This is a genomic window from Vibrio sp. V09_P4A23P171 (assembly GCF_963875615.1).
In the GTDB taxonomy this organism is placed as follows: domain Bacteria; phylum Pseudomonadota; class Gammaproteobacteria; order Enterobacterales; family Vibrionaceae; genus Vibrio; species Vibrio anguillarum.
On the sequence record NZ_CAWNMR010000018.1, the window covers coordinates 1 to 25,733 of the forward strand.

Consider the following 25,733-nt stretch of genomic DNA (forward strand, 5'->3'; position numbering starts at 1 on the left):
AGCCTGAGCTTATCCTGATTGCCACTGGCTCTGAAGTTGAACTGGCGGTAAAAGCCGCAGAGCAACTTACAGCAGAAGGTAAGAAAGTGCGCGTAGTTTCGATGCCATCGACCGATGCGTTTGATAAACAAGACGCAGCCTACCGCGAAGCCGTACTACCAGCAGCCGTGACTAAGCGTATCGCTATTGAAGCAGGTATCGCGGATTTCTGGTACAAGTACGTGGGTTTTGGCGGCAAGATTATCGGTATGACTACCTTTGGTGAGTCAGCACCGGCGGATCAACTGTTTAAAATGTTCGGCTTTACAACTGAAAACGTGGTGAAACAAGCACAAGAACTGCTTGCTTAAGTCTTCTTATTTTTAATGTAAAAGCCCAGCGAATGACTCGCTGGGCTTTTTTGATCTTGATGTTTATGGTGCTTTCCATTCCTCAGGACAGGCTTGACGTAGCGCGTCGATAAACAGACGCAGTTTGAGCGGATGTCTGCCTGCTGGATAATGACAACTAATTTCAGTGGGTGGCGACAACCATTCTGGCAAACATGCTTGCACACTGTTTGGGTGCGCTTGTTCAAAGCCTTTGGCAAACCATGTCGGCAGTAAGCCGATGCCTCTTCCTTTGGCTATCGCATCCGCTTGCATAGCTAAATTATCACTCTGCAAGCGGCTTGTGAGCGCAGGTAAAAGATAGCTGCCGTGAATAGGATGGATGAGAGCCAAAGCTTCTTGGCGAAAAGCGATAAAATCAATCCAAGGATGTTTGACTAGATCCTGTGGATGCTCTGGCATGTCGTTATTGGCAAGATAGTGTGGCGACGCATAAGGTGAATATTGCCAATGGCCGAGCAATTCACGTCTCCAGCCTTGTTGAGCAAACGGGCCAATCCAAATCAATAAATCAGGCTCAAGATGCGACTCTTCTGCCACATATTGGCTGTAGAGTCGAATGTTGATTTCGGTATGGGTTTGCATGAACTCATCCAATACGTTGCTCAACCAGCCACGAATTAAGTTCGGATGAACCACCAAGGTCATTTCACCGCTGATTTGGTTATTAAACTCTTGCAGTGCTTCATGGCTTTTTTCTGCTAATTCAAGCAGTTGTTCTGTATAAACTGCAAAAACTTGCCCAGCTTTAGTCAAAGTTAGACGGTTGCCTTGCCGAGCAATTAAGGCTTGTCCGAGATCGTTTTCCAAAGACGCCAAACGTCGACTGAGGGTGGACTTAGGCTGTTCCAGCGCTTTCGCCGCCGCAGTCAGGCTTTTGTATTGACAGAGAGCATGGAAAGCTTTGATCGCACTGAAATCATGCATAAGTAAAATGGCCTTTTAATCTAATCATCACTGTGTTCCATATTCGGTATCGACCATTCCATCTGTCTATCTATCTCAATCATCAAAATTATGAATAATCCACTCCTGAAATTAATAATCATTATCATTTAAAGGAGTGGTACATGTCCAGACTCAATCCGCTGAATGTTGCAATTACTGCAGCGCTCGGGTTATTCACCTCATCACACGTGTTCGCTGAAGAAATTCAATCTTATGAGAAATTAGTGGTGACGGCGGCTGGTTTTGAACAAACACAAGCGCAGGCTCCAGCGAGTATCAGTGTGATTACACGAGAAGAGTTGCAATCACGTTATTATCGTGATGTAACCGATGCACTGCGCAGTGTGCCGGGCGTGTTGGTGACTGGAGGTGGTGACAAAACAGACATCAGCTTGCGCGGTATGAGTTCAAACTACACTTTGATGTTAGTCGATGGTAAGCGTCAATCTTCACGTCAAACTCGACCAAATAGTGATGGCCCAGGTATTGAGCAGGGATGGATGCCACCACTGCAAGCCATTGAACGAATTGAAGTGATTCGTGGCCCAATGTCGACTTTGTATGGTTCAGATGCCATTGGTGGTGTGATCAACATCATCACACGAAAAGATAATCAAGAGTGGTCAGGCAGTGTTCAGTTGGATACGGTTTTCCAAGAAAATCGCGATTCTGGCGATCAGAACAGCGTCAACTTCTTCCTGACAGGGCCACTGGCCGACAATCTTTCTCTGCAAGTTTATGGACAGAGTACCGAACGCGATGAAGATAAGATTGAACGTGGCTACCAAGACAAAAGCTTAAAAAGTTTAACTTCAAAGTTGAACTACCAACTTAATGAGCAGCATGATCTGACTTTTGAAGTGGGTACTTCCGCACAAGATCGCCGAGGCAATGTAGGGTTATCCGTGCCAACGACAGGTTGTAAAGGTGGGTGCGAAGACAGCTTAAACGAATACCGTAGAACCTATATTTCCCTTTCTCACCAAGGGGATTGGGGCGACTATGGTGTGTCGGATACTTATGTCCAACGTGAAGTAAGTAATAATAAAAGCCGTGAAATGGAAATCATCAATACGGTAGCTAAATCAAGCTTAGTGGTGCCATTGACTAACAATACAGCAACCGTAGGCATTGAGGCTTCACATTCAAAGTTAGAAGATTTCACCTCAAATAAAGCCTCTGATTTAACTCAGATTGAAAGCACTCAATGGGCGGCGTTTGTTGAAGACGAGTGGCGCATGACCGAGTCGTTTAACCTAACCTTAGGTGGCCGTGTTGACCACGATGAAAATTATGGTTCTCATTTTAGCCCAAGAGCGTATGGCGTGTGGACCATCAATCCAGCGTGGATTCTGAAAGGTGGCGTGGCAACGGGTTTCCGTTCACCGCAGCTCAGAGAAGTCACGCCAAATTGGGCGCAAGTGAGTGGTGGCGGTAATATCTACGGCAACCCAGATTTAAAACCCGAAACTTCAATCAACAAAGAGTTAGGGTTGATGTACCAAAATGGAGCGGGTCTTAACGCGAGTTTGACTTTCTTCCATAATGATTTTAAAGACAAAATTACCCGTGTTGTGTGCCCAAGCAACGTCTGTACTGCAGGCCCGAACGAGTGGGGTTCTGATCCCACTTATCGAGTGAACGTTGATGAAGCGTACACGCGTGGAGTTGAAAGTACGCTCGGTTTACCTATCACAGAAACGGTTTATTTCAACGCGAGTTATACCTTTACTGACTCAGAGCAAAAAACCGGAAAATATCAAGGTATGCCACTTGAGCAACAACCTGAACATCGCTTCAGCGCTGATATTGATTGGCAAGCGACTGACAACCTGAGCAGTTGGTTGAAGCTGACTTATCGTGGAAAAGAGAGCAACCCAGTCACTGGCCCTTCTCGTAGCAGCTTGATTGAGCCAGCTTATCAGTTCATCGATACTGGCATCACTTACGCGCTTTCTTCTCAAGTAAGCTTGAAAGGTGCGATTTACAATCTACTCGATGAAGAAATTTCATACCAAGAATATGGCTATGTAGAAGATGGACGTCGTTATTGGTTAGGTATTGACGTTAACTTTTAAACCATCAATACCGCAAATGAAATGGCTCCCGTTTGGTGAGCCATTTTTTATGGTCATCTTTCTTGTCGTAGCCGCCGTTGCTTGTACCTTGAGTCCGTTTAGAAACGGAATCTTTTGCGACAACTGATGGCTTGGGGTGTTGCTCTTGGTCGCTATCGGTTACTATCTGTACCACGAAAAAAGTTAAGACGATGGAATGATGCTTAAAGTCGCGATCAATGGTTTTGGGCGTATCGGGCGCAACGTGCTGCGTGCGATATATGAAAGTGGAAAAAGTCAGCAGATAAAAGTGGTGGCGGTGAATGAGCTGGCGCTACCTGATGCCATGGCGCACCTACTGCAATACGACACTACTCATGGTCGATTTGGTAAAAAGATCACCAATGATCAAGAGCATATCTATGTTCATCATGGGCTGGATGAGCATGACTCGATTCGAATTTTGCACCTTAGTGAAATCAAACTTCTGCCATGGCGCGATTTAGGCGTTGATATTGTGCTCGACTGCACGGGTGTGTATGGCTCAAAAGCCGATGGTTTGGAGCACATTGAGGCAGGCGCAAAGAAGGTACTCTTTTCACATCCCGGCTCACATGATCTGGATAATACGATCATTTATGGGGTCAACCATGAGACGCTAACCGCAGAACATCGCATTGTGTCAAACGGATCCTGTACCACCAACTGCATTGTACCGATTATTAAAGTGCTTGATGAAGCGTTTGGTATCGATTCAGGAACCATTACCACCATTCACTCGTCAATGAATGATCAACAAGTGATTGATGCCTACCACACCGATTTGCGTCGAACACGTTCCGCAAGCCAATCCATCATTCCAGTGGACACCAAGTTGCACAAAGGAATTGAAAGGATCTTTCCGAAATTTTCTAACAAATTTGAAGCGATATCAGTGCGCGTACCGACAGTTAATGTCACCGCGATGGATTTGAGTGTCACAATTAATACAAATGTGAAAGTTAATGACGTAAATCAAACCATTGTTAACGCATCTCAGTGTACATTACGTGGCATTGTTGACTATACTGAAGCTCCGCTTGTTTCCATCGATTTTAACCACGATCCCCATAGTGCGATTGTTGATGGTTCACAAACAAGAGTGAGCAACGGGCAGCTTGTTAAAATGCTCGTTTGGTGTGATAACGAATGGGGCTTTGCGAATCGCATGCTGGATACGGCACTCGCAATGCAAGCATCCGAGTAGCAGCAGGATGATGGAGATTTATTTATTTTCAGGCTTGAAATAAATAACTCAAATCTCCATATCGATAACCAGTTTGAAGAATTTATAGGCTCGGCAAGGTTGCCGGGTTTCCAAAAACTTTATTTATTAATATTTGAGAGGACAAACCATGTCTGTAATCAAGATGACCGACCTGGACCTAGCAGGTAAACGCGTATTTATCCGTGCTGACCTAAACGTACCAGTGAAAGATGGCAAAGTAACTTCTGATGCACGTATTCTTGCATCGCTACCAACAATTCAGCACTGCCTAGCGGCGGGCGCTAAAGTGATGGTTACTTCTCACCTAGGTCGTCCAACTGAAGGCGAATACGCGGAAGAGTTCTCTCTACTACCAGTGGTTAATTACCTAAACGACGCGCTAGATTGCGAAGTGAAACTGGCAAAAGATTACCTAGATGGCCTAGAGCTAAACGCAGGTGAGCTTGTTGTTCTAGAAAACGTTCGCTTTAACAAAGGCGAGAAAAAGAACGAAGAAGAACTATCTAAAAAATACGCCGCTCTTTGCGACGTATTTGTGATGGATGCATTTGGTACGGCTCACCGTGCACAAGCCTCAACTCACGGCATTGGTATGCAAGCACCTATCGCTTGTGCTGGTCCACTATTGGCAGCAGAACTTGAAGCACTAGGCAAAGCTATGGATAACCCAGAGCGTCCATTAGTGGCTATCGTTGGTGGCTCAAAAGTGTCTACTAAACTAACGGTTCTAGAATCGCTATCTAAAATTGCTGACCAACTGGTTGTTGGCGGTGGTATTGCTAACACTTTCATCGCAGCAGCAGGCCACAACGTAGGTAAGTCTCTATATGAAGCAGACTTGCTTGAAACGGCTAAAAAGTTGATGAAAGAGTGTTCTATTCCAGTAGCAACAGATGTTGCTTGTGCAAAAGCCTTTGATGAAAACGCAGAAGCGGAAATCAAAAACGTGGCGGATGTTCAAGATGACGATATGATTTTCGACCTAGGTCCAGACTCAACCGCACAACTGGCTGAAATCATCGCTAACGCAAAAACCATTCTATGGAACGGTCCTGTTGGCGTATTTGAATTCAAAAACTTCGAAGCAGGTACAAAAGGTATCTCTGAAGCGATTGCGAAATCTGCAGGTTTCTCAGTGGCTGGTGGTGGTGACACACTGGCGGCAATCGACAAGTTCGGTATCAAAGCCGACGTATCTTACATCTCTACTGGCGGCGGTGCATTCCTTGAGTTTGTTGAAGGTAAAGTACTACCAGCGGTTGAAATGCTAGAAGCACGCGCGAAAGCTTAATGACTAATGAAAGCGGGAGTGATTCCCGCTTTCTTGTTTGCTGCACGTGTGTTTTTATTCTGATAGAATGACGCCAGTTGTGAGCAAACGTTTGCAAGAATTTAAACTTAACTGTTTTATTTTTAAAACGATAGAAAAAATAGGATCAAATCCATGTCTAAGATCTTCGATTTCGTAAAACCAGGCGTAATTTCTGGCGATGACGTACAGAAAGTATTTGAAGTTGCAAAACAAAATAACTTTGCTCTTCCTGCAGTAAACGTAGTGAACACTGACTCTATCAATGCGGTTCTTGAAGCTGCATCTAAAGTGAAAGCGCCAGTGGTTGTTCAGTTCTCTAACGGTGGCGCGGCTTTCTTTGCTGGTAAAGGCGTTAAACTTGCTGGTCAAGGTGCACAAATCCTAGGTGCGGTTGCTGGCGCGAAATATGTTCACGCTGTAGCAGAAACTTACGGTGTGCCTGTTATTCTTCACACTGACCACGCTGCGAAGAAACTACTTCCTTGGATCGACGGTCTACTAGACGCAGGCGAAGAGTTCTTCGCTCAAACTGGTAAGCCTCTATTCTCTTCTCATATGCTAGACCTTTCTGAAGAGTCTCTAGAAGAGAACGTTGAAACTTGTGCAAAATACCTAGAGCGTATGGCTAAAATGGGTATGACTATCGAGATCGAACTGGGTTGTACTGGTGGCGAAGAAGACGGCGTTGACAACTCAGACATGGATTCATCTGAGCTGTACACTTCTCCTGAAGACGTAGCTTACGCTTACGAGAAATTGAGCGCAGTGAGCCACCGTTTCACTATCGCAGCTTCTTTCGGTAACGTACACGGTGTTTACCAAGCGGGTAACGTGGTACTGACTCCAACTATCCTACGTGATTCACAAGCGTATGTTTCTGAGAAATTTGGCCTTCCAGCGAACTCTCTAAACTTCGTATTCCACGGTGGTTCTGGTTCTTCTGAAGCCGAGATCAAAGAGTCAATCAGCTATGGTGTTATCAAAATGAACATCGATACTGATACTCAGTGGGCAACTTGGGACGGTATCCGTCAGTACGAAGCTGAAAATCATGATTACCTACAAGGTCAAATTGGTAACCCTACGGGTGAATCTGCGCCAAACAAGAAATACTACGATCCACGCGTATGGCTACGTGCTGGTCAAGCATCGATGGTTGCTCGTTTAGAGAAAGCCTTCGCTGACCTTAATGCGATCGACGTACTATAAGTTCATTTATCTGAACTAAGTGATGAACCCGCTCAATGAGCGGGTTTTTTTATGGCCGAGATTCAGACAAAATGACTGGCGGATTGTTAAAATATTGCTTAACCTCTAACAAGCTCATATCAATGCTTCCAAGTAACTATTTGTTTTGTCAGTGTTTACATAAAACTGACTTTGCAACATAACCAAAGTGAGATATTGTGCCAAAAAACTGACACTCTACTGTCAGTCGTTTTTTGTCTTTGATGTTCAGTGGTAACAACAACATTCAAAATGATTTTATAAAGAGGAAATGCAATATGTCAGGTGAATCAATGGGCATCGAAGCTCCATTAGTCGATGGTTTAGCGCAAGCCAATACTTGGCTGACCAATAATTCAGATCTTTTGATACAATACGGCGTCAATATTATTTCCGCTATTCTGATCCTATTTATCGGTAACATTGTTGTTAAAGCTGTCGCTGGAAGTGTTGCCAAGGCTCTGAAAAAGAAAGACATGGACAAAGCAGTTGTTGAGTTTGTTCATGGCCTAGTCCGTTATACGCTATTTGTGGTGGTATTAATTGCCGCTTTAGGTCGCATTGGTGTGCAAACCGCTTCTGTTGTGGCCATTATCGGTGCGGCTGGATTGGCGGTTGGTTTAGCGCTACAAGGCTCCCTATCAAACTTTGCTGCGGGCGTTTTGATTGTGGCATTCCGCCCATTTAAATCCGGTGATTACGTGGAAGTGAGTGGTACTGCTGGATCGGTTGAATCGATTCAAATTTTTTCAACAGTACTGCGCACGCCAGACAATAAAATGGTGATTGTGCCTAATGGTTCGATCATCAGTGGCCCAATTGTTAACTATTCACGCCATGACACTCGTCGTATTGATTTGGTGATTGGTGTTTCTTATAAGTCCAATCTGCAAAAAACCAAGGAAGTGCTGGCTAAAGTAGTCGCGGCAGAGCCTCGTTTGTTGAAAGATCCTGCACCGACTATCGGTGTAATGGCCTTGGCCGATTCTTCAGTCAATTTTGTGGTTCGTCCTTGGGTGAAAACGACAGAGTATTGGGCTGTTTATTTTGATTTGTTACAAGCCATCAAAGAAGAATTAGATAAAGAAGGTATTGAGATCCCATTCCCACAAATGGATGTTCATCTGAATAAAATGAATTAATTCATTTTCAATCAAGTGAAAAGGGCATGAAATGATTATTCAGTTTATGCCCTTTCTTTTTGTTGGTTATACACTTACACCAGATATTGAATTGCCAGCCCTTTTGCAAGGATAAAGGCGATGCTAAACATCATTGCGGCCACGGCCATGTCTATTCCTTTCTTCACGTTAGGCTTTGAGAGCGTCGGCCCCAGTTTCGCAGCACCAATTGATAAAGAATAAAACCATACAAAGGAGGCCATCATGGTTCCTAGCGCAAACGCGATGCGATCATGGCCTTCAAACTGACCACCAATCGATCCCAAAATCACAACCGTATCTAAGTATAAATGTGGGTTAAGCACAGTAACGGCTAATGCGCCCAAAATAACCGTTCGTTTACCACGTGCGATCACTTCGCCATCCGATTCATTAGTGCTTGTTGAAGTGAAGGCACTCCTTAAAGAAATAAATCCATAAAATGAGAGAAAAGCAACACCGCCTAAGGTAACCGAGGTCAGTAAGATTTCGTTACTTGAGAGTAGGGCACCGCCACCAAATATACCCAGAGAAATAAAAATCACATCCAGTAGACTACAGATGGTCGCCGTCGTTAAGTGGTGATTGCGCTTAATTCCTTGGTTTAGCACATAGGCATTTTGTGCACCAATAGGAATAATCATCGTTGCACCTAATCCAAAACCTTGTAGCAAAATCCACACATTCACAGCTCACCTCATCGTAATAATTCAATACAGTGAGCGCACAATAGCGAGAGTATAAAAATAAGTATAATTAATGATTTTAATATTATATTAGTAATACTAATAATCATAAAAAGGAGCCTTGGATGAGAGGGCTAGATTACAAATGGATTGAGGCATTAGATGCGGTACTGCAACAAGGAAGCTTTGAACGAGCCGCTGAAAATCTCTATATTTCACAATCGGCTATTTCTCAAAGAATCAAGCAATTAGAGAGATTTATCGCCCAACCGGTCCTGATTCGAGAGCAGCCACCAAGGCCAACGCTGGTGGGGAAAAAATTGCTAGGGTTGTATCGTAGGGTGTGTTTGCTTGAAAATGAACTGGTGCCTGAATTGATGAATGAGGAGAATACGCGGCCCGTTTCAATAGCTATTGCCACTAATGCGGACAGTTTGGCCACTTGGTTACTTCCTGCGTTATCGAATACGATGAAAACGCGGCAAGTTGAGTTGAACCTGACGGTTTTCGGTGAGTCACGTACGATCGAAAAAATTAAAAATGGCGAAGTAGCTGGCGCAATAAGCTTAGAATCGCAAGCCATTCCTGGTTGTCATGCTGACTACTTAGGCCGAATGGACTATGTGTGTGTTGCCAGCCCGGAGTTTTATCAGCGTTATTTCTCTCAAGGTGTGAACTTTCATACCTTAAAAAAAGCACCAGCGGTATCGTATGATCAGTATGATGATCTGCATAAAAAATATTTGCATGATCACTTCAATGTGCCAAGAGATGCCGTCATAAACCATACCGTGGGTAGTTCAGAAGCTTTTGTTAAATTAGCCCTATCCGGTGCGGCGTATTGTTTGATCCCTCGCTTACAGATAGCACAAGAGCTCGAAATAGGCACGCTTACCGACATTACACCAGGGTTCATTTTAACCAACCGTATTTATTGGCATCATTGGCAGTTAGAAACGGGAATATTACAGGAAATTTCTCAGGCCATCGTTCAATATGCTCGCCAAGTGTTGCCGCAATGACAAAAGTTCAACGTCAAAGTTGTGTCATTTCATAAGCTATTAACTGTGCTTATATAGAGTATCGCCTATGATGTATTCACCCATTTGAGTAAGGTAACTCCCATGAAATTAATGACAAGTGTAACGCTATTATCTGGATTGCTCAGTTTTGGTTCTATGGCGCAGGAAATGAATTTTCCTCATCTTTCAACGACAGGTTATGGTGAAGTCGTTGCGGCACCTGATATGGCTGAGTTTTCAGTTAAAGTGGTTGAATCGACGCTGACGGCGGAGCAGGCAAAAAGAGCGGTCGACAAAGTGGTAGAAGCATTTGTGGCGCGTTTGAAAGAATCCGGTGTGACTTCCCAACAAATATCGAGTTCAAATCTCTACCTTGCCCCTCAATATCACTACCCTAAGTCCGGTAAGCCTGAGTTAGTGGGTTATCAAGCAACAAGAAGTGTCACGGTTGAGGTTGAAGATTTAAGCCAGCTTAATCAATACCTTGATGTAGCGCTCGGTGAGGGCATTAACCAAGTCGACAATATTCAACTTAAAGTTCGGAATCAAGATCAATACCAGCAACAAGCTCGGCTAGCGGCGATTCAAGATGCGAATACCAAAGCACTATCATTGGCGGAAGGATTTAAGTTGAAATTAGGTGATGTGTGGCAGATAGACTACAACTCGCCCAGCGTGCAGCCGATTATGATGCGTGCTATGGCAATGGATGCAAAATCTGAATCTAATAGTTACCAAGACTCGACGCTTATTATTCGCGATAGGGTGGACGTAGTCTATCAATTAAACAACTAAGCCCTTACCTAAGCTACTGATTGATTGGTTAATTTAAAATGGATAAAAACGAGCCTTTACTTCCATAAATTGATTGTATTATTAATCGGTAGCTTTTTGTTTTGTCTATTTTTTAAGATGCTATAATCCGCTCATCACTATTTAGGGTTAATATTTAGACAAGTCATGAGATACACAAAAATAATCAGCATCCTTCTCATCATTTGTTTCTTATTCAGCGCAATAGTGACTGGGTATTACTATCAGCGCTACCAAGAAGTGAAAGACAACGCAACGCAAAACACGGTAGCGGAGGCGTTTGATCAACTCAATGAAAGTGAGCGACAGTATCGGGGGTTGAAAGCTCAGGTTGGTTCCATTATTGATTTGCTTAGTCGAAGCCAAAGTTTGTATGAATTTATTTTTTCTCCTTCAGAGATAAATCAGCAGCATCTTGAAAATATATGGTCTTCGGTTGCTGAAAAGCAAACATGGTATAGTTCGATTACACTTTTGGATTTATCTGGGCATGAGCGACTCCGTATTGATTATTCTGCGGACAACCATTTAGCCTCTAGTGCAAAAAATCTTCAAGACCTGTCACATCATGGTTATGTTGCCTTTGCAGAAAACCTGTCAGAGGGAGAAGTGGGGGTTTGGGGCATTGCATTGGCTAGTGCTCGAAGTGCTGCGGCTATACAGCCGATGCTATGTGTGATTACGCCAGTTACCGTATTAGGGGAGCGAAAAGGCTATTTAGTCCTCGATGTTGATATTTGGTCACAATCTTCGCGTTTAAATCATGTCCGTGATCCACAATTAACTCCTGAGCTGATCGGCGATTCAGGTTTCTATTGGTCTTCCAACGATAAAACCAAATTATTTGGAGACTTATTACCGTCCAATCAATACGAGAATCTTGCACTTCTGCTACCGAAAACTTGGCAGCAGATGCAGACAACTCCTTCTGGCTATGTATTCGAAAATGGCAAGGTTACGGTTTATAAAACCCTTAAATTTGCTTCATTGAAACCTGTTTTTTTGATGATTCAACTCACCGATGAGCAATTAGATCATCGAGCGAAGCGTGACGTCAACGATTTAATCAAAGAAGCTTTTTTTGTCTTCTTCGTTATACTCATTTTTGCGCTTCCCATGGTTTCTATGGCGTTGCATTACCATCATCGAAGTATTGAAAGCAAACTGGCAAGAGCGGCCTTGAATGGTATGTCTGCAGTGATGATCTCAGACAGAAAGCACAAAGTGATGATGGTTAATGGCGAATTTGAAAAGATTACAGGTTTGACTATTGACGAGATAAAAGGCAGTAACGCATTAAAGTTACTGCTCAGTCCAAATGGTATGGAGTTTATGCTCGAGGTGCTTGAAGAGGTATCGCAGCAACATTTCTGGGAAGGTGAAGTAGAAATGGTCAATACACAAGGTGAGACGCTAACCGCCATCATGAGAATTCAAGCGATTAAAGAGGCGACTAAAGTCAGTTATTACATCACCTCTTTAGTCGATATTACTCAGTACAAAGTCTTAGAAAACCGATTGCGAGAATTGAGTGAAAAAGATGCGTTAACTCAGCTATGGAATCGGCGTAAATTTGAAGCAGAATTGCAGCATCATACGCACATCATTCAACGTTATCCCGAAAGCCATCATGTTTGTCTCGTCTTAATTGATATTGATTACTTTAAACGAGTGAATGATGAACAAGGACATGATGAAGGTGATCGCGTCATTATTAAAGTTGGTGAAATTTTGAGCCAAACATTGCGTACCACGGATTTTCTGGCACGTATTGGCGGTGAAGAGTTTGCGATTATTATGCCGCATACTTCTGTAGAAGAAGCCGAGACTGTCCTAGACCGATTACGAGTAGCGGTAGAGCAAAGCCTCACCGTGACTATCAGCGCTGGCTTTACTGACTTAACCGCAGATGGTAAACGCTCGTATAAATGCGCTGACATTGCTTTATATGAGGCGAAAACCTTAGGGCGAAATCGAATTTCACTGTGCAAAAGCAGTGATGATCTTGCTTAAGGCATACCACAAAGAGTGATGGGTTTGGCAAGTAAAGCGTAAATAGCGAAAATAAAAAATCGGGGCAAGCCCCGATTTTTTCTGCTTTGTATTCGACGTTCGATTATAGAACGTGAACAGAAGCTGTGTTGGTTGTACCTGAGGCAACAAGTGCACCAGAAACCATCACTACGATGTCACCCTTCTTGCCTAGACCAGAAGCCAGTGCAATCTCTTTACCATTGATGTAGAACGCATCAGTGCTGTCGATAGTATCAACAACAACCGGTGTTACACCTTTAGTCAGAACAAGTTGAGCCGCCGTTTTCTTGTTAGTGGTTACAGCAATGATGTTCGCAGTTGGGAAGTACTTACGCACTGAACGAGCTGATTTACCCGCTTCAGTTGCGACCACGATAAGTGGAGCCGCCAATTTCTCAGCAGTATCTACCGCACCTTTACATACGGCTTCAGTAATGCGTAGGCGTGGGCTGTCTAAACGAGAACCCAACTCAGCTTGTAGAACGCGGTCTGTACGAGCACAGATTTGCGCCATGATAGTGACCGCTTCAACAGGGTATTTACCTTTTGCTGTTTCGCCAGAAAGCATCACTGCATCTGTACCATCCATTACCGCGTTGGCTACGTCGCCAGCTTCTGCGCGAGTTGGACGTGGGTTCTTGATCATTGAATCAAGCATTTGAGTTGCTGTGATAACCACTTTACGTGCGCGGTTACATTTTTCGATCATCATCTTCTGTGCAAAGATAACTTCTTCAGCAGGGATCTCAACACCTAGGTCGCCACGAGCAACCATGATACCGTCAGAAAGCTCAAGAATTTCGTCGAAGTTATCAACGCCTTCTTGGTTTTCAATTTTAGAGATGATTTGGATATCTGCGCCGCCGTTTGCTGTTAGCAGTTCGCGGATTTCACGTACGTCGTCAGCTTTACGAATGAAAGAAGCCGCAACAAAATCAACGCCTTGCTCACAACCAAATTTAAGGTCTGCTTTATCTTTTTCAGAAAGAGCTGGAAGGTTTACTGAAACGTTAGGAAGGTTAACACCTTTGTTTTCACCTAGCGCGCCGTTGTTCAGCACTTTACATTTCACTTCAGTTTCTGTGGTTGCAATCACTTCCATTTCAATCAGGCCGTCATCAACCAAAATTTTGTTACCTACAGTAAGGTCTTTAGCAAAACCTAAGTAAGTCACGGCAACTTTATCTTTGTTACCTACAACGGTTGCATCAGTAGTGAAAGTGAAATCCTGGCCAGCCACGAGATCAACGTCATCACCATTTTCTAGTTTGATGGTACGGATTTCAGGACCTTTAGTGTCTAAAAGGATCGCAAGCTGTTTACCAGTGTTTTCCATTACTTTACGGAAGTTCGCAATACGAGTGCCGTGTTCTACGAAGTCACCGTGAGAGAAGTTCAAACGCATAACGTTCATGCCAGCATTCACTAGCTCAGTAAGCTTCTCTACAGATTCAGTTTTAGGGCCAATCGTACATACGATTTTGGTCTTTTTCATGGAAGGTTCTCTCCGGTAAATATGATTACAATTTGAAGTTGGTTGAGTGTTCTAGCGTCATCACAAGCGGCAATTTTTCTTATCTATTACCCAACAATATTAATGTGATTTTGTGACATTAGAGCTGAAAGTCTTTCAACAGTTTAGTCATTTTATGACCAAGCATTGTCGATTTTATAGCGTTATTTTGCCACTTATTGAGTTTAAATCGGTTAAGTTGCAAAAGAATAACAGTCAATTCTGTAATTTTTTTTCTTTTCGGCGCGAATTCTACCACCTAATGAGTTCAATATCACTGCCTAAGAATTGTCTTAGGACAAGGTTTTAGCGTGAATTATTAATTTTTTAGATCGAAATAAATAGACAATAAAGTTTCGATTCGATTAATATTGCTTTCGATTCGTAATCTTGAAGAAAAATATAAATGTCGAAACGAAATACACAACTGAGAAGACACACCATTGCTAACCTTGTGAATGAACAAGGTGAGGTCAGTGTTGATGCACTCTCTGCTCAGTTTGAAACCTCAGAGGTGACGATTAGAAAGGATTTGGCCTCTTTAGAGAAAAACGGTCAACTCTTACGCCGTTACGGCGGTGCGATTGCACTGCCTAAAGAGGTGGTCAATGATGAGTTTAATCCTAAAGTTTCGAATCGAAAGATAAAGCTGGCTAAAGCGGCGGCTAAGTTAATTCGAGACCACAATCGCATCGTTATTGACTGTGGTAGTACTACGGCAGCATTAATTCAGCAACTGAATGATAAACGCGGTTTGGTTGTGATGACCAACTCATTGCACGTAGCGAACGCCCTTAATGAACTAGAAAGTGAACCGACACTATTAATGACGGGCGGTACTTGGGATACCCATTCCGAGTCCTTTCAGGGCAAAGTGGCTGAATCGGTACTGCGTTCTTACGATTTTGACCAACTGTTTATTGGCGCTGACGGTATTGATCTTGAACGTGGCACCACCACCTTCAATGAACTGATTGGCCTGAGCAAAGTGATGGCCGAAGTCTCACGAGAAGTGATCGTGATGATCGAATCAGACAAAGTTGGCCGAAAAATTCCCAACCTTGAGCTCGCTTGGGAGCATATCGACGTGTTAGTGACCGATAACGATCTAACCGTTCAAGATGCCGCATTGATTGAATCGCACCAAGTGCGAGTGATCCGAGCCTAATTAACCCCTATTCAACCATTCCTAAATAAAGGCTTTCGCTTGCGGCTTTAGGGATGAAGCATAAATCTAAAATGGAGTAAAAACCTTATGTGTGGAATCGTCGGTGCAGTAGCACAACGAGATGTGGCTGAAATTTTAGTGGAAGGACTACGCCGTTTGGAATACCGCGGTTATGATTCAGCCGGTGTTGTTGTGGTGGATAGTGCGAGCCAATTAACGCGCGTTCGTCGTTTAGGCAAAGTGCAAGAGCTAGCCGATGCAGTCGAAAAGCAACATGTAGCCGGAGGCACAGGCATTGCGCACACACGCTGGGCGACACACGGTGAACCTTCCGAAATTAATGCTCACCCACACATGTCGGGCGATATTGCGGTTGTGCATAACGGCATTATCGAAAACCATGAAACGCTACGTGACGTTTTGCGTGAACGCGGCTACCTTTTTGAATCGCAAACCGATACTGAAGTGATTGCTCACCTTGTTGAGTGGGAACTGCGCACGGCCAGTTCACTGCTTGAAGCGGTGCAAAAAACGGTTAAACAACTCGATGGTGCTTACGGTACTGTGGTACTTGATCGCAAAGATCCAAGCCGTGTTGTGGTTGCTCGCTCCGGTAGCCCGATCGTGATCGGTTTCGGTGTTGGTGAGAATTTCTTAGCTTCAGACCAATTAGCTTTGCTGAATGTTACACGCCGCTTTATGTATCTTGAAGAGGGTGATGTCGCGGAAGTTACGCGCCGCGATGTGACGGTTTTTGCTGCAAACGGCGAACAGGTGACGCGTGAAATTAGCGAATCTAACGCAGAGCACGACGCTGGCGATAAAGGTAAATATCGTCATTTCATGCAAAAAGAGATCTTTGAACAGCCAACGGCATTGATTAACACCATGGAAGGCCGTATCACCAAAGACAGCGTAGTGACAGAAAGCATTGGCGTGAACGCTGCCGAAATTCTTAGCCAAGTGGAACATGTGCAAATCGTCGCTTGCGGAACGTCGTACAACGCAGGCATGACAGCGCGTTATTGGTTTGAAGCATTGGCAGGCGTGAGTTGCGATGTGGAAATTGCCTCTGAATTCCGCTATCGAAAATTTGTCACTCGTCCAAATAGCTTGTTGATCACGCTTTCTCAATCCGGTGAAACGGCAGATACCTTAGCCGCTTTGCGCTTGGCGAAAGAAAAAGGCTACATGGCCGCGATGACTATTTGTAACGTGGCGGGTTCTTCACTGGTTCGTGAATCTGACTTTGCATTCATGACTCGCGCCGGAACAGAAATTGGTGTGGCGTCAACCAAAGCCTTCACTACTCAGCTTGCAACCTTGCTAATGTTAGTGACCGCTCTTGGTAAACAAAAGCAGTGCATTAATAAAGAAAAAGAGGCGGAAATTGTTGAAGCTCTGCATGCACTGCCTGCACAAATTAATGCCGCCCTTGCCTATGAAAAGCAGATTGAAGCACTGGCTGAAGATTTCGCAGATAAACACCACACTCTATTCCTAGGTCGTGGTGAGTTTTACCCTATCGCGCTTGAAGCGTCATTAAAGCTGAAGGAAATCTCTTACATTCATGCTGAAGCATACGCGGCAGGCGAATTAAAGCACGGCCCATTAGCACTGATTGATGCTGATATGCCCGTTGTCGTGGTTGCGCCAAATAACGAGCTGTTAGAGAAGCTAAAATCGAACATTGAAGAAGTACGTGCTCGTGGCGGTTTGCTGTATGTGTTTGCCGATCAAGACGCTGGCTTTGCGGCTGATGAAACAATGAAAATTATCACCATGCCACACGTGAGTGAAATTACCGCGCCGATCTACTACACCATTCCAATGCAGCTTCTTTCTTATTATGTTGCTTTAATCAAAGGTACGGATGTCGACCAACCTCGTAACCTCGCCAAAGCCGTAACGGTTGAGTGATACAAGGTGGTTAGAGCACATATTGTCGGAGCATATTAAAGTTTAATTAATCACAATAAAGTCTGATCGCTTACCATCAAGTTTGAATAAAAGTGATCTGTTAACTTTTTTGTATTAATAGAAAGGATTAATTTTTTAAAATAGTGATAAGTGATAAGTGATAAGTGATAAGTGATAAGTGATAAGTGATAAGTGATAAGTGTTATGTAATCAAGTATTTTAAATAATGGTTAATCATCTTTAAAACTCTATATTCTGATCAAACATTATTGTTGGAAGACACTAATGTTTGATCAGTTACAGTAAAGTCTGTTTATTTACTTTACTGCTTAAAGAGGTTGAATCATTATTCGACTGTAATCGACAGCTAGTGAAATGGAAACGCGCCTCTTGAGGTGCATATTGATGGCCAACCTCATTAATTAGAACAGTATTTTCTCGCCCTGATTGGCGTACCCTCCGCCGACAATCAACACTTTCAACCCCAGTTAGAATTGGCATATAACAGACTAAGCGTAGAGCATTAGAGAGCGATTAAGGCTGAGGAAGCCACGTTACTGTCACAACTCGTCCATATAGATAACCACACCGCCAATACCTTGCATATAAACAACTGATAAGACCGAAATTGAGCTTGAGAGATTACAATCCCTAGCTTGGTGAAGCCTTGGCCAGAAGTTAAGGCGATGAATAAAATGCCGACCTTGAGGATGCCGTCTTGGGGGCTAGTCGTTAAATCGCTCAATCTGTGGGGAGTGGCTGATTGTTCAATGATTTGCTCAACAATACCGCACTTCCGAGCTAATGATGTCTGTGCTTTCGGAATAATCTTACAACCATAGATAATAAAATAATCGTATTATCCCCTCGTCTTATCTCCCTTAATTTTAATTCGATTAATCTATCTTAATGAAAATGAAAAAATATTTAATTTTAATCAGCGCATTAGGTGCACCTAATGCGCTCAACTTGTGGCGCAGAAGGCAGGCTGCAGATGACCAAACTGCCGAAGGAGGATCTCAAAATTTCAGAATTGAAATTACCATCCCCAACTTTCAGCTTCAACTTCAAGAGTAGGTCGTATTATGACTAAATTTTTTAAAGGTTTATTTGCGCTAATAGTATTACCTCTATTGATGCTGTTGACAGGCTGTAATTCAGACGATGTGTCTTCTGAACCAACAGTGAAATTAGAACGCATAGATATTACAGCGTCACCATTAACAACGCGAGGAGTGAGTCAACTGACGCTTGCGGTAGGTAATAAGCAGCCTTTCGAGGTCGTTGGTAACTACTCTGATGGCTCGTCTCGCATATTAACGGATTCAAATGCGGTTGATTGGCATGCAAGCGACTTGGATGTGGTTCTTTTTGATGCACCGGGCATCATTACTGGTAATGCGCCTGGTGTGGTGACCGTGCATGCCTCTAGTGGCGACATTGCCAGTAACGAGGTGACGGTTAACGTGAGCTCAGCGGAGATCACCGAGATTACAGTCACGCCTTCGCCAGTGAAGGTCGCGAAAGGTCAAACTCAGCAGTTGACTGCGATGGCGATGTACAGTGATGGTACTTCCTCTGAAGTGACGAATTCTGTTACGTGGACACTAATGGATACCGACACGGCAATGGTGACCGATAGTGGTCAGATCTCCGGGGTTGAAGAGAACAGTACAACCCTCACTGCCACGAAGGCCGGTGTGACCAGTAACGAGGTGACGGTCAATGTGAGCTCAGCGGAGATCACTGAGATTACCGTGACCCCTTCACAGGTCAATATTGCGAAAGGTCAGACTCAGCAGTTAACGGCCATTGCGACGTACAGTGATGGTACTTCATCTTCTGTCACCAACTCAGTGATGTGGACGCCAGCCGATGCCAATACAGCAACAGTGACGTCAACAGGTTTGATCACTGGTGTTGGCGTGGGTTCTACGACGATGGCAGTTACCAAAGATGGCATTACCAGTAACACGGTGAATGTCACCGTCTCCTCGGCTGTGATTACTGCGATTCAAGTGACGCCTTCACAGGTCAATGTTGCGAAAGGTCAAACTCAGCAGTTAACGGCCATTGCGACGTACAGTGATACGACTTCCTCTGACATCTCTAGCTCAGTGACGTGGATGTCAGTCGATACCAATACCGCCACGGTGACGTCAACAGGTTTGCTTACTGGTGTCGAAGTGGGCTCTACAACGGTAACCGCCACCAAAGATGGAATNGTGACGTTGGATGGTTTGCTTACTGGTGTCGAAGTGGGCTCTACAACGGTAACCGCCACCAAAGATGGCATTGCCAGTAATGCGGTGAATGTCACTGTCTCTTCGGCTGTGATTACTGCGATTCAAGTGACGCCTTCACAGGTCAATATTGCGAAAGGTCAAACTCAACAGTTAACGGCCATTGCGACGTACAGTGATACGACTTCCTCTGACATCTCTAGCTCAGTGACGTGGATGTCAGTCGATACCAATACCGCCACGGTGACGTCAACAGGTTTGCTTACTGGTGTCGAAGTGGGCTCTACAACGGTAACCGCCACCAAAGATGGAATTGTCAGCAATGCGGTCAATATCACTGTCTCCTCGGCTGTGATTACTGCGATTCAAGTGACGCCTTCACAGGTCAATGTTGCGAAAGGTCAGACTGAACAGTTAACGGCCATTGCGACGTACAGTGATACGACTTCCTCTGACATCTCTAGCTTAGTGACGTGGACACCAGCNCTGACATCTCTAGCTCAGTGACGTGGACACCAGCCGATACCAATACCGCCACGGTGACGTTGGATGGTTTGCTTACTGGTGTCGAAGTGGGCTCTACAACGGTAACCGCCACCAAAGATGGCATTGCCAGTAATGCGGTGAATGTCACTGTCTCTTCGGCTGTGATTACTGCGATTCAAGTGACGCCTTCACAGGTCAATGTTGCGAAAGGTCAAACTCAGCAGTTAACGGCCATTGCGACGTACAGTGATACGACTTCCTCTGACATCTCTAGCTCAGTGACATGGACACCAGCCGATACCAACACCGCCACGGTGACGTTGGATGGTTTGCTTACTGGTGTCGAAGTGGGCTCTACAACGGTAACCGCCACCAAAGATGGCATCGCCAGCAATGCGGTCAATGCCACTGTTTCTTCGGCTGTGATTACTGCGATTCAAGTGACGCCTTCACAGGTCAATGTTGCGAAAGGTCAGACTGAACAGTTAACGGCCATTGCGACGTACAGTGATACGACTTCCTCTGACATCTCTAACTCAGTGACATGGACACCAGCCGATACCAACACAACAACGGTAACGTCAACAGGTTTGATCACTGGTGTTGGCGTGGGTTCTACGAGCATGACAGTTACCAAGGACGGCATTACCAGTAACACGGTGAATGTCACCGTCTCCTCGGCTGTGATTACTGCGATTCAAGTGACGCCTTCACAGGTCAATGTTGCGAAAGGTCAAACTCAGCAGTTAACGGCCATTGCGACGTACAGTGATACGACTTCCTCTGACATCTCTAGCTTAGTGACGTGGACGTCAGGCGATACCAATACCGCCACGGTGACGTTGGATGGTTTGCTTACTGGTGTCGAACTGGGCTCTACAACGGTAACCGCCACCAAGGATGGCATTGCCAGCAATGCGGTCAATGTCACTGTCTCCTCGGCTGTGATTACTGCGATTCAAGTGACCCCTTCTCCTGTCAGTGTGGCGAAAGGTCAGACTGAACAGTTAACGGCCATTGCGACGTACAGTGATACGACTTCCTCTGACATCTCTAGCTCAGTGACGTGGACACCAGCCGATACCAATACAATGACGGTGACCTCAACAGGTTTGATCACTGGTGTTGAAGTGGGCTCTACAACCGTAACAGCCACCAAGAATGGTATCAGTAACTCGGTGAATGTCACTGTCTCTTCGGCTGTGATTACTGCGATTCAAGTGACGCCTACTACGGTCAATGTGGCGAAAGGTCTAAACGGACAGTTAACCGCCACGGCGACGTACAGTGATGGCACTTCATCTTCTGTCACCAAGTCAGTGACGTGGATGTCAGTCGATACCAATACCGCTACGGTGACGTTGGATGGTTTGCTTACTGGTGTCGAAGTGGGCTCTACAACGGTAACCGCCATCGAGGATGGCATTGCCAGTAACCAAGTGAATGTGAATGTGTGTGCTGACTTAGCTGGTGTATGTATTGATATCTTCGATATAGGTAGCGGGACATTATTTACCAACTCACCATCAGTGGCTTACTTAAATAGTATTGGTGGAAGTACAATAGCAAATGATGTCGCTACTGAAACCGGAATTGATGGTCCAATAGGTGATTTCTACCGATTCAAATGGGATAATGCAAACGCACTGTGTGAGATCTACAATGCTCAGAATCTCGGAGGGCGAACTAACTGGCGCTTAGCAGAAAGTGATGAGTTGCTTAACGAACTGTACGTTGGATTCGGTAACATGTTTAAAGCGCGCGGTTGGCCGACCGACTATTGGTACTGGTCGAAGACAACTGATCTTTCTAATCCTGTTAACCATGACACGCTGCTCCTTAGCGATGGTATTCCCGTCTCCGCCCCTCCAACCGCCATTATCTACGTATCCTGCGTCTCAAATCCTTAGCATTTAGGGTTTAACGTTTTAATTTTTATGCGCCAGAGTAATGACTGGCGCTTTTTTTACCCGAAGAGTTTGTCAATAAAGCGGCTCAACCTTTTCAAGGGTTAGGCGCGTGATGGGTGAGGTATTCGTATGCTTCTTTGGTGCCCATGTAGCGGCTTAAGCTGCGCACCGGAACGTTGCGTAAATCGACCACAATCAAGCCATCTAACGAATCATTAAAATCAGGGTCTACGTTAAAACTGACTAACTTGCCATTTAAACCGAGGTATTGACGCAGTAGCACTGGTACGCTTTTCCCTTCATCCAACCGGGCAATCACTTTTGAAAGCAGCTGTAAATCAGCCAATGCACTCAGCAAACTGGCATTCCAAGGGGCTTGTTGCTTGGGGAGTGGGTTACTTGCCTCTACCAAATGGGCGTGTTGGTTATTGTAGTAGTGCTGCGTCATGGTGTCGGCTAATAAACGGCGCGCACTTTCACTGTAATCATTGCTGATACTTACGGGTCCAAATAGGTGCGTATAGTGCGGGTTTCGGTGCACATAGGTTGCGATTCCCTTCCAAAGCAGCAATAGCGGAGCCATACTTTTTTGATACTCGATGTCGACGACTGAACGCCCCATTTCAATTGCATTACCTATGGTATTGAGAAAGCGGTGGTCATACTGAAACAGCGTTCGTGAGTACAAACCTGCAATACCGCTTATAGGCACAATACGGTCGACTAAGCCTAAACGGTAAGCTCCGACTAATTTCTGCGCTTCGCGATCCCAAATGAATAGATGCAGGTAGTTGCGATCGTATTGATCGATATCGAGCTCGGTGCCAGTGCCTTCACCTACCAGCCTGAAATTGTGCTCTCGCACTCGTCCTATTTCGTGCAGTAACGAGGGGATGTTTTCTGCGCTGGTACAATACACATCGAATTCGTTATGCCTTAATAGATGATCAGAAAAAGAAAGCTGCTCAATATCGTGTAACAAAGCGCTTAGGGGGAGCCGCTGTGCAATGGGTTGTAACGGCTCATCATTGGTTTTATTGCGCTTGGTTGGGCTGATGTGACTTAAAAGGTAGGTGTTGAGCCTTAAATAGCTGACCAGCGTCTCATCACACAGATGTTGGATTTCTTTATGATTGATCGCATCGCCAATGGCGATTTCGATACGCTGATGCTTTTTATTGAGCAGTTCACGGCCCAACATTAACGTTCTTAGTAGCGGGTGGATTTTTCCAGCCATGTAAAAGCGTTTCGAATTTTGCCCGTTGATGAACACAGGTAACGCCGTCGCTTGATGCTTTTGTATCAGTCGGCTGACTGAACGGCTCCACTGTTTGTCTTCCAGTTTCTGCGTTTTACTATCAACCAATTGTGACACTTCGCCCGCAGGAAACATCAATAGCAGCCCTCCTTGAGCAAGGTGTTTATTGGCAGCTCTCAAGGCTTGCATATTCGCTTTTTGCGCGGCTTTGTCTTCAAAAACATCCACACCAATGAACAGCGAATCTAACTCTGGTACGGTTTTTAAATAGTGATTGGCTAATATCTGCACGTCTGAGCGAATTGAAAGCAGCATCTCAGCCAGAATAACGCCTTCCACACAACCAAGTGGGTGATTTGCAACAACGACTGTCGCGCCTTGAGTGGGAACTTGAGCTAATGATCCTTTCACCACTTGGTAGTCAATACCCAATACCTCTAACGTAAAACGCAAAAATGTTGCGGTATCGCAATGGGGTGGGCGTTGTGCATAAAACTTATCTAAACGAGTTAGGCCTGTCGCCCACTCAGTGAAGTGTTCGCCTAGTCCAAACGGCGTTTTTCTCGGTAATTTAAAAGGGCTTATCGTGAGCATAGCAACCTCGCATTTTATGCTTTGTGCTTATGCTAGAGAGGGAAGATGACAATCTGGCTGCGATTAAGTGAGTAATTGATGGCTCTTTTTTTACAGTTTAATGAAATCCGTCTCAAACTGGAGATAAATTAGAATCTTGGATGCAACAATGATTTTTTAGTAAAACTAAATAATTTATTGCTCACAAAATGAAGCAAATTTGTGTTGATGCGACATTTTTGGTGTTAGCTTGTAATGGCTGTAAAAAATATAAAAATGTCAATTGAACCTTTGTTTTGCTGATCTGGAATAGACGGGAGCTTCGTGCTCCCGTTGCTGTTTTTAGCGCGAGGTTGCTTATTTCTTTTCTTCTTTATTTTGCCTTGCTTCCAATCCAGCCATTTAAAAAGAGACTTTACCGCGCAATGATTTATTGGCCGCTATCCGTTTTTTCTCGTCAACTCGCCGACGTTGAGAGCTTTTTGTCGGTTTGGTTGCCCGGCGCGGTTTTTCTATCACCATCGCAGAAAGAATAATTTCTTTGAGACGTTTGAGTGCATCTTCTTTATTCAGCTCTTGGGTGCGGTGAGATTGCGCTTTGAGGACAATAACGCCCTCTTTGGTCATTCTGGAATCTGGTCTTTCGAGTAATTTTTGTTTGTAGATGTCCGGTAACGTTGAGCGTCTGATGTCAAAACGTAAGTGGATCGCACTGGAGACTTTATTGACGTTTTGCCCGCCATTTCCAGCTGCACGAATCGCAGTAAGTTCGATTTCCCAGTCTGCCAGTTCAATAGTGTTGGATAGTTTGAGCATACAACCAAAGTAAAAATGTGTTCAATCCGCATTCTAGTTGAGGTGGCTAAGGTTATCTACCGCAGATTGTGGCTAGATTAGGAAAAGCAATACAGAGTGACGTATTGCGAAATCGCAGCGAAAAATTGCTTGATACGAGCAAGTTTCTACCCGGACGAGCAAGTTCTTGCTCGAAAATGAAAGCTTATAATCTAATTGATTGAAATTTAACTATTTTTGTTTTGGCATCCCCTTTGCTTTAAGAAACATTACATAACGCGATGCAATTTCCATCGCTTTTTCTTACTGAATAAGGATTAAGTCATGCCAACTCCATGTTATATCTCTATCGAAGGCGAAACTCAGGGTCTCATCACTGCTGGCGCTCTTTCTACTGACTCTATCGGCGATGCTTTCGTTGAAGGTCATGAAGATCAAATGTTGGTTCAAATGTTTGACCACGTTGTGACAGTACCGACTGACCCACAATCAGGTCAGCCTTCTGGTCAACGTGTTCACAAACCATTCAAATTCACCGTTGCGCTAAATAAAGCGGTTCCTCTTCTTTATAACGCGTTGGCGTCTGGCGAGAAGATGAAATCGGTTGAGCTAAAGTGGTACCGCACGTCTATCGAAGGTAAACAAGAGAACTTCTTCACCACTAAACTTGAAAGCGCGTCTATCGTCGATATTCACTGCGAAATGCCACACTGCCAAGATCCTGCGAACGGCGACTTCACGCAAAACGTTACGGTTTCTATGTCTTACCGTAAAATCCTGTGGGATCACGTGAACGCGGGTACTTCAGGTTCAGATGACTGGCGCAAACCAGTAGAAGCGTAAGCTTTGATTTGGGTGGCTGGCTGATGTTGCGTAAGCAAAGCCAATCCGGCCAGCCACCTTTTTTAGCCTTAAGCAAAGTGCATTCAATGAGTGTGACTTGCTTAAGGCT

19 protein-coding genes are annotated in these 25,733 nt (G+C 44.5%); 14 read left to right on the top strand and 5 right to left on the bottom strand.

All coding sequences use genetic code 11. The annotated features are described in order from the left end of the window. Positions 1–350, top strand: a 350-nt coding sequence (locus AACT23_RS07125; protein ID WP_303396345.1) for a transketolase-like TK C-terminal-containing protein, incomplete at its 5' end; no start/stop codon positions are given. Between the two features lie 63 nt (positions 351–413). On the opposite strand, the gene AACT23_RS07130 is transcribed toward AACT23_RS07125, so the two are convergent. After that, on the bottom strand, positions 414–1,316 hold the full coding sequence (locus AACT23_RS07130) for a LysR family transcriptional regulator (RefSeq protein WP_019282284.1): 903 nt from the start codon (positions 1,314–1,316) through the stop codon (positions 414–416). Positions 1,317–1,459: 143 nt separating this feature from the next. Here AACT23_RS07130 and AACT23_RS07135 point away from each other — a divergent pair, with 143 nt between their 5' ends. From AACT23_RS07135 to mscS, 5 genes are all read left to right on the top strand, one after another. Next, positions 1,460–3,415: a ligand-gated channel protein gene (locus AACT23_RS07135; protein ID WP_094128465.1), complete on the top strand. Its 1,956-nt coding sequence runs from the start codon at positions 1,460–1,462 to the stop codon at positions 3,413–3,415. A gap of 199 nt (positions 3,416–3,614) precedes the next feature. After that, positions 3,615–4,640, top strand: coding sequence for an erythrose-4-phosphate dehydrogenase (gene epd / locus AACT23_RS07140; RefSeq protein WP_026028484.1), 1,026 nt, complete (start codon positions 3,615–3,617; stop codon positions 4,638–4,640). 148 nt (positions 4,641–4,788) lie between these two features. Then, the gene (locus tag AACT23_RS07145; RefSeq protein ID WP_026027969.1) at positions 4,789–5,952 is read left to right on the top strand and encodes a phosphoglycerate kinase; all 1,164 of its coding nucleotides are present in this window, start codon (positions 4,789–4,791) and stop codon (positions 5,950–5,952) included. Between the two features lie 153 nt (positions 5,953–6,105). Beyond that, on the top strand, positions 6,106–7,182 hold the full coding sequence (gene fbaA / locus AACT23_RS07150) for a class II fructose-bisphosphate aldolase (RefSeq protein ID WP_013857804.1): 1,077 nt from the start codon (positions 6,106–6,108) through the stop codon (positions 7,180–7,182). Between the two features lie 233 nt (positions 7,183–7,415). Beyond that, positions 7,416–8,342 (top strand): small-conductance mechanosensitive channel MscS, encoded by a 927-nt coding sequence (mscS, locus tag AACT23_RS07155; protein WP_164996748.1) that lies wholly within the window; start codon positions 7,416–7,418, stop codon positions 8,340–8,342. Between the two features lie 74 nt (positions 8,343–8,416). Here mscS and AACT23_RS07160 read toward each other — a convergent pair whose 3' ends face one another. After that, positions 8,417–9,049: a LysE/ArgO family amino acid transporter gene (locus tag AACT23_RS07160; protein WP_017047512.1), complete on the bottom strand. Its 633-nt coding sequence runs from the start codon at positions 9,047–9,049 to the stop codon at positions 8,417–8,419. Positions 9,050–9,171: 122 nt separating this feature from the next. Between AACT23_RS07160 and AACT23_RS07165 the strand changes: the two genes are divergently transcribed. The 3 genes from AACT23_RS07165 to AACT23_RS07175 all read left to right on the top strand — a co-directional run bounded on the left by AACT23_RS07165 (position 9,172) and on the right by AACT23_RS07175 (position 12,894). Beyond that, complete coding sequence (locus tag AACT23_RS07165) at positions 9,172–10,068, top strand: LysR family transcriptional regulator ArgP (RefSeq protein WP_017045436.1); 897 nt, start codon at positions 9,172–9,174, stop codon at positions 10,066–10,068. Between the two features lie 102 nt (positions 10,069–10,170). Further along, positions 10,171–10,863 (top strand): oxidative stress defense protein, encoded by a 693-nt coding sequence (locus tag AACT23_RS07170; protein ID WP_038169970.1) that lies wholly within the window; start codon positions 10,171–10,173, stop codon positions 10,861–10,863. A 165-nt stretch (positions 10,864–11,028) separates the two neighbouring features. After that, positions 11,029–12,894 carry a sensor domain-containing diguanylate cyclase gene (locus tag AACT23_RS07175; protein WP_094128471.1) on the top strand — a complete coding sequence of 622 codons (1,866 nt, stop codon included), beginning with the start codon at positions 11,029–11,031 and terminating at the stop codon, positions 12,892–12,894. 103 nt (positions 12,895–12,997) lie between these two features. Here the strand turns inward: AACT23_RS07175 and pykF are convergent, their stop codons facing one another. Beyond that, a complete protein-coding gene (gene pykF / locus AACT23_RS07180; RefSeq protein ID WP_026027602.1) occupies positions 12,998–14,410 on the bottom strand; it encodes a pyruvate kinase PykF in 1,413 nt (470 codons plus the stop codon). A 424-nt stretch (positions 14,411–14,834) separates the two neighbouring features. Between pykF and AACT23_RS07185 the strand changes: the two genes are divergently transcribed. From AACT23_RS07185 to AACT23_RS07200, 4 genes are all read left to right on the top strand, one after another. After that, positions 14,835–15,596, top strand: a complete 762-nt coding sequence (locus tag AACT23_RS07185) for a DeoR/GlpR family DNA-binding transcription regulator (RefSeq protein WP_013857797.1) — start codon at positions 14,835–14,837, stop codon at positions 15,594–15,596. Positions 15,597–15,683: 87 nt separating this feature from the next. Next, positions 15,684–17,516: a glutamine--fructose-6-phosphate transaminase (isomerizing) gene (gene glmS / locus AACT23_RS07190; protein ID WP_094128474.1), complete on the top strand. Its 1,833-nt coding sequence runs from the start codon at positions 15,684–15,686 to the stop codon at positions 17,514–17,516. A gap of 1,136 nt (positions 17,517–18,652) precedes the next feature. Continuing rightward, entirely contained in the window at positions 18,653–20,266 is a 1,614-nt protein-coding gene (locus AACT23_RS07195; protein WP_445286076.1) for an Ig-like domain-containing protein, read from the top strand. Positions 20,267–20,298: 32 nt separating this feature from the next. After that, positions 20,299–22,155, top strand: a complete 1,857-nt coding sequence (locus tag AACT23_RS07200) for an Ig-like domain-containing protein (RefSeq protein ID WP_445286077.1) — start codon at positions 20,299–20,301, stop codon at positions 22,153–22,155. A gap of 94 nt (positions 22,156–22,249) precedes the next feature. Here AACT23_RS07200 and AACT23_RS07205 read toward each other — a convergent pair whose 3' ends face one another. Continuing rightward, entirely contained in the window at positions 22,250–24,007 is a 1,758-nt protein-coding gene (locus AACT23_RS07205; protein WP_094128480.1) for a lysophospholipid acyltransferase family protein, read from the bottom strand. A gap of 381 nt (positions 24,008–24,388) precedes the next feature. Continuing rightward, positions 24,389–24,802, bottom strand: a complete 414-nt coding sequence (arfB, locus tag AACT23_RS07210; protein ID WP_017043428.1) for an alternative ribosome rescue aminoacyl-tRNA hydrolase ArfB — start codon at positions 24,800–24,802, stop codon at positions 24,389–24,391. Between the two features lie 303 nt (positions 24,803–25,105). Here arfB and AACT23_RS07215 point away from each other — a divergent pair, with 303 nt between their 5' ends. Next, complete coding sequence (locus AACT23_RS07215) at positions 25,106–25,624, top strand: Hcp family type VI secretion system effector (RefSeq protein WP_013857791.1); 519 nt, start codon at positions 25,106–25,108, stop codon at positions 25,622–25,624. Positions 25,625–25,733: the final 109 nt, after the last annotated feature.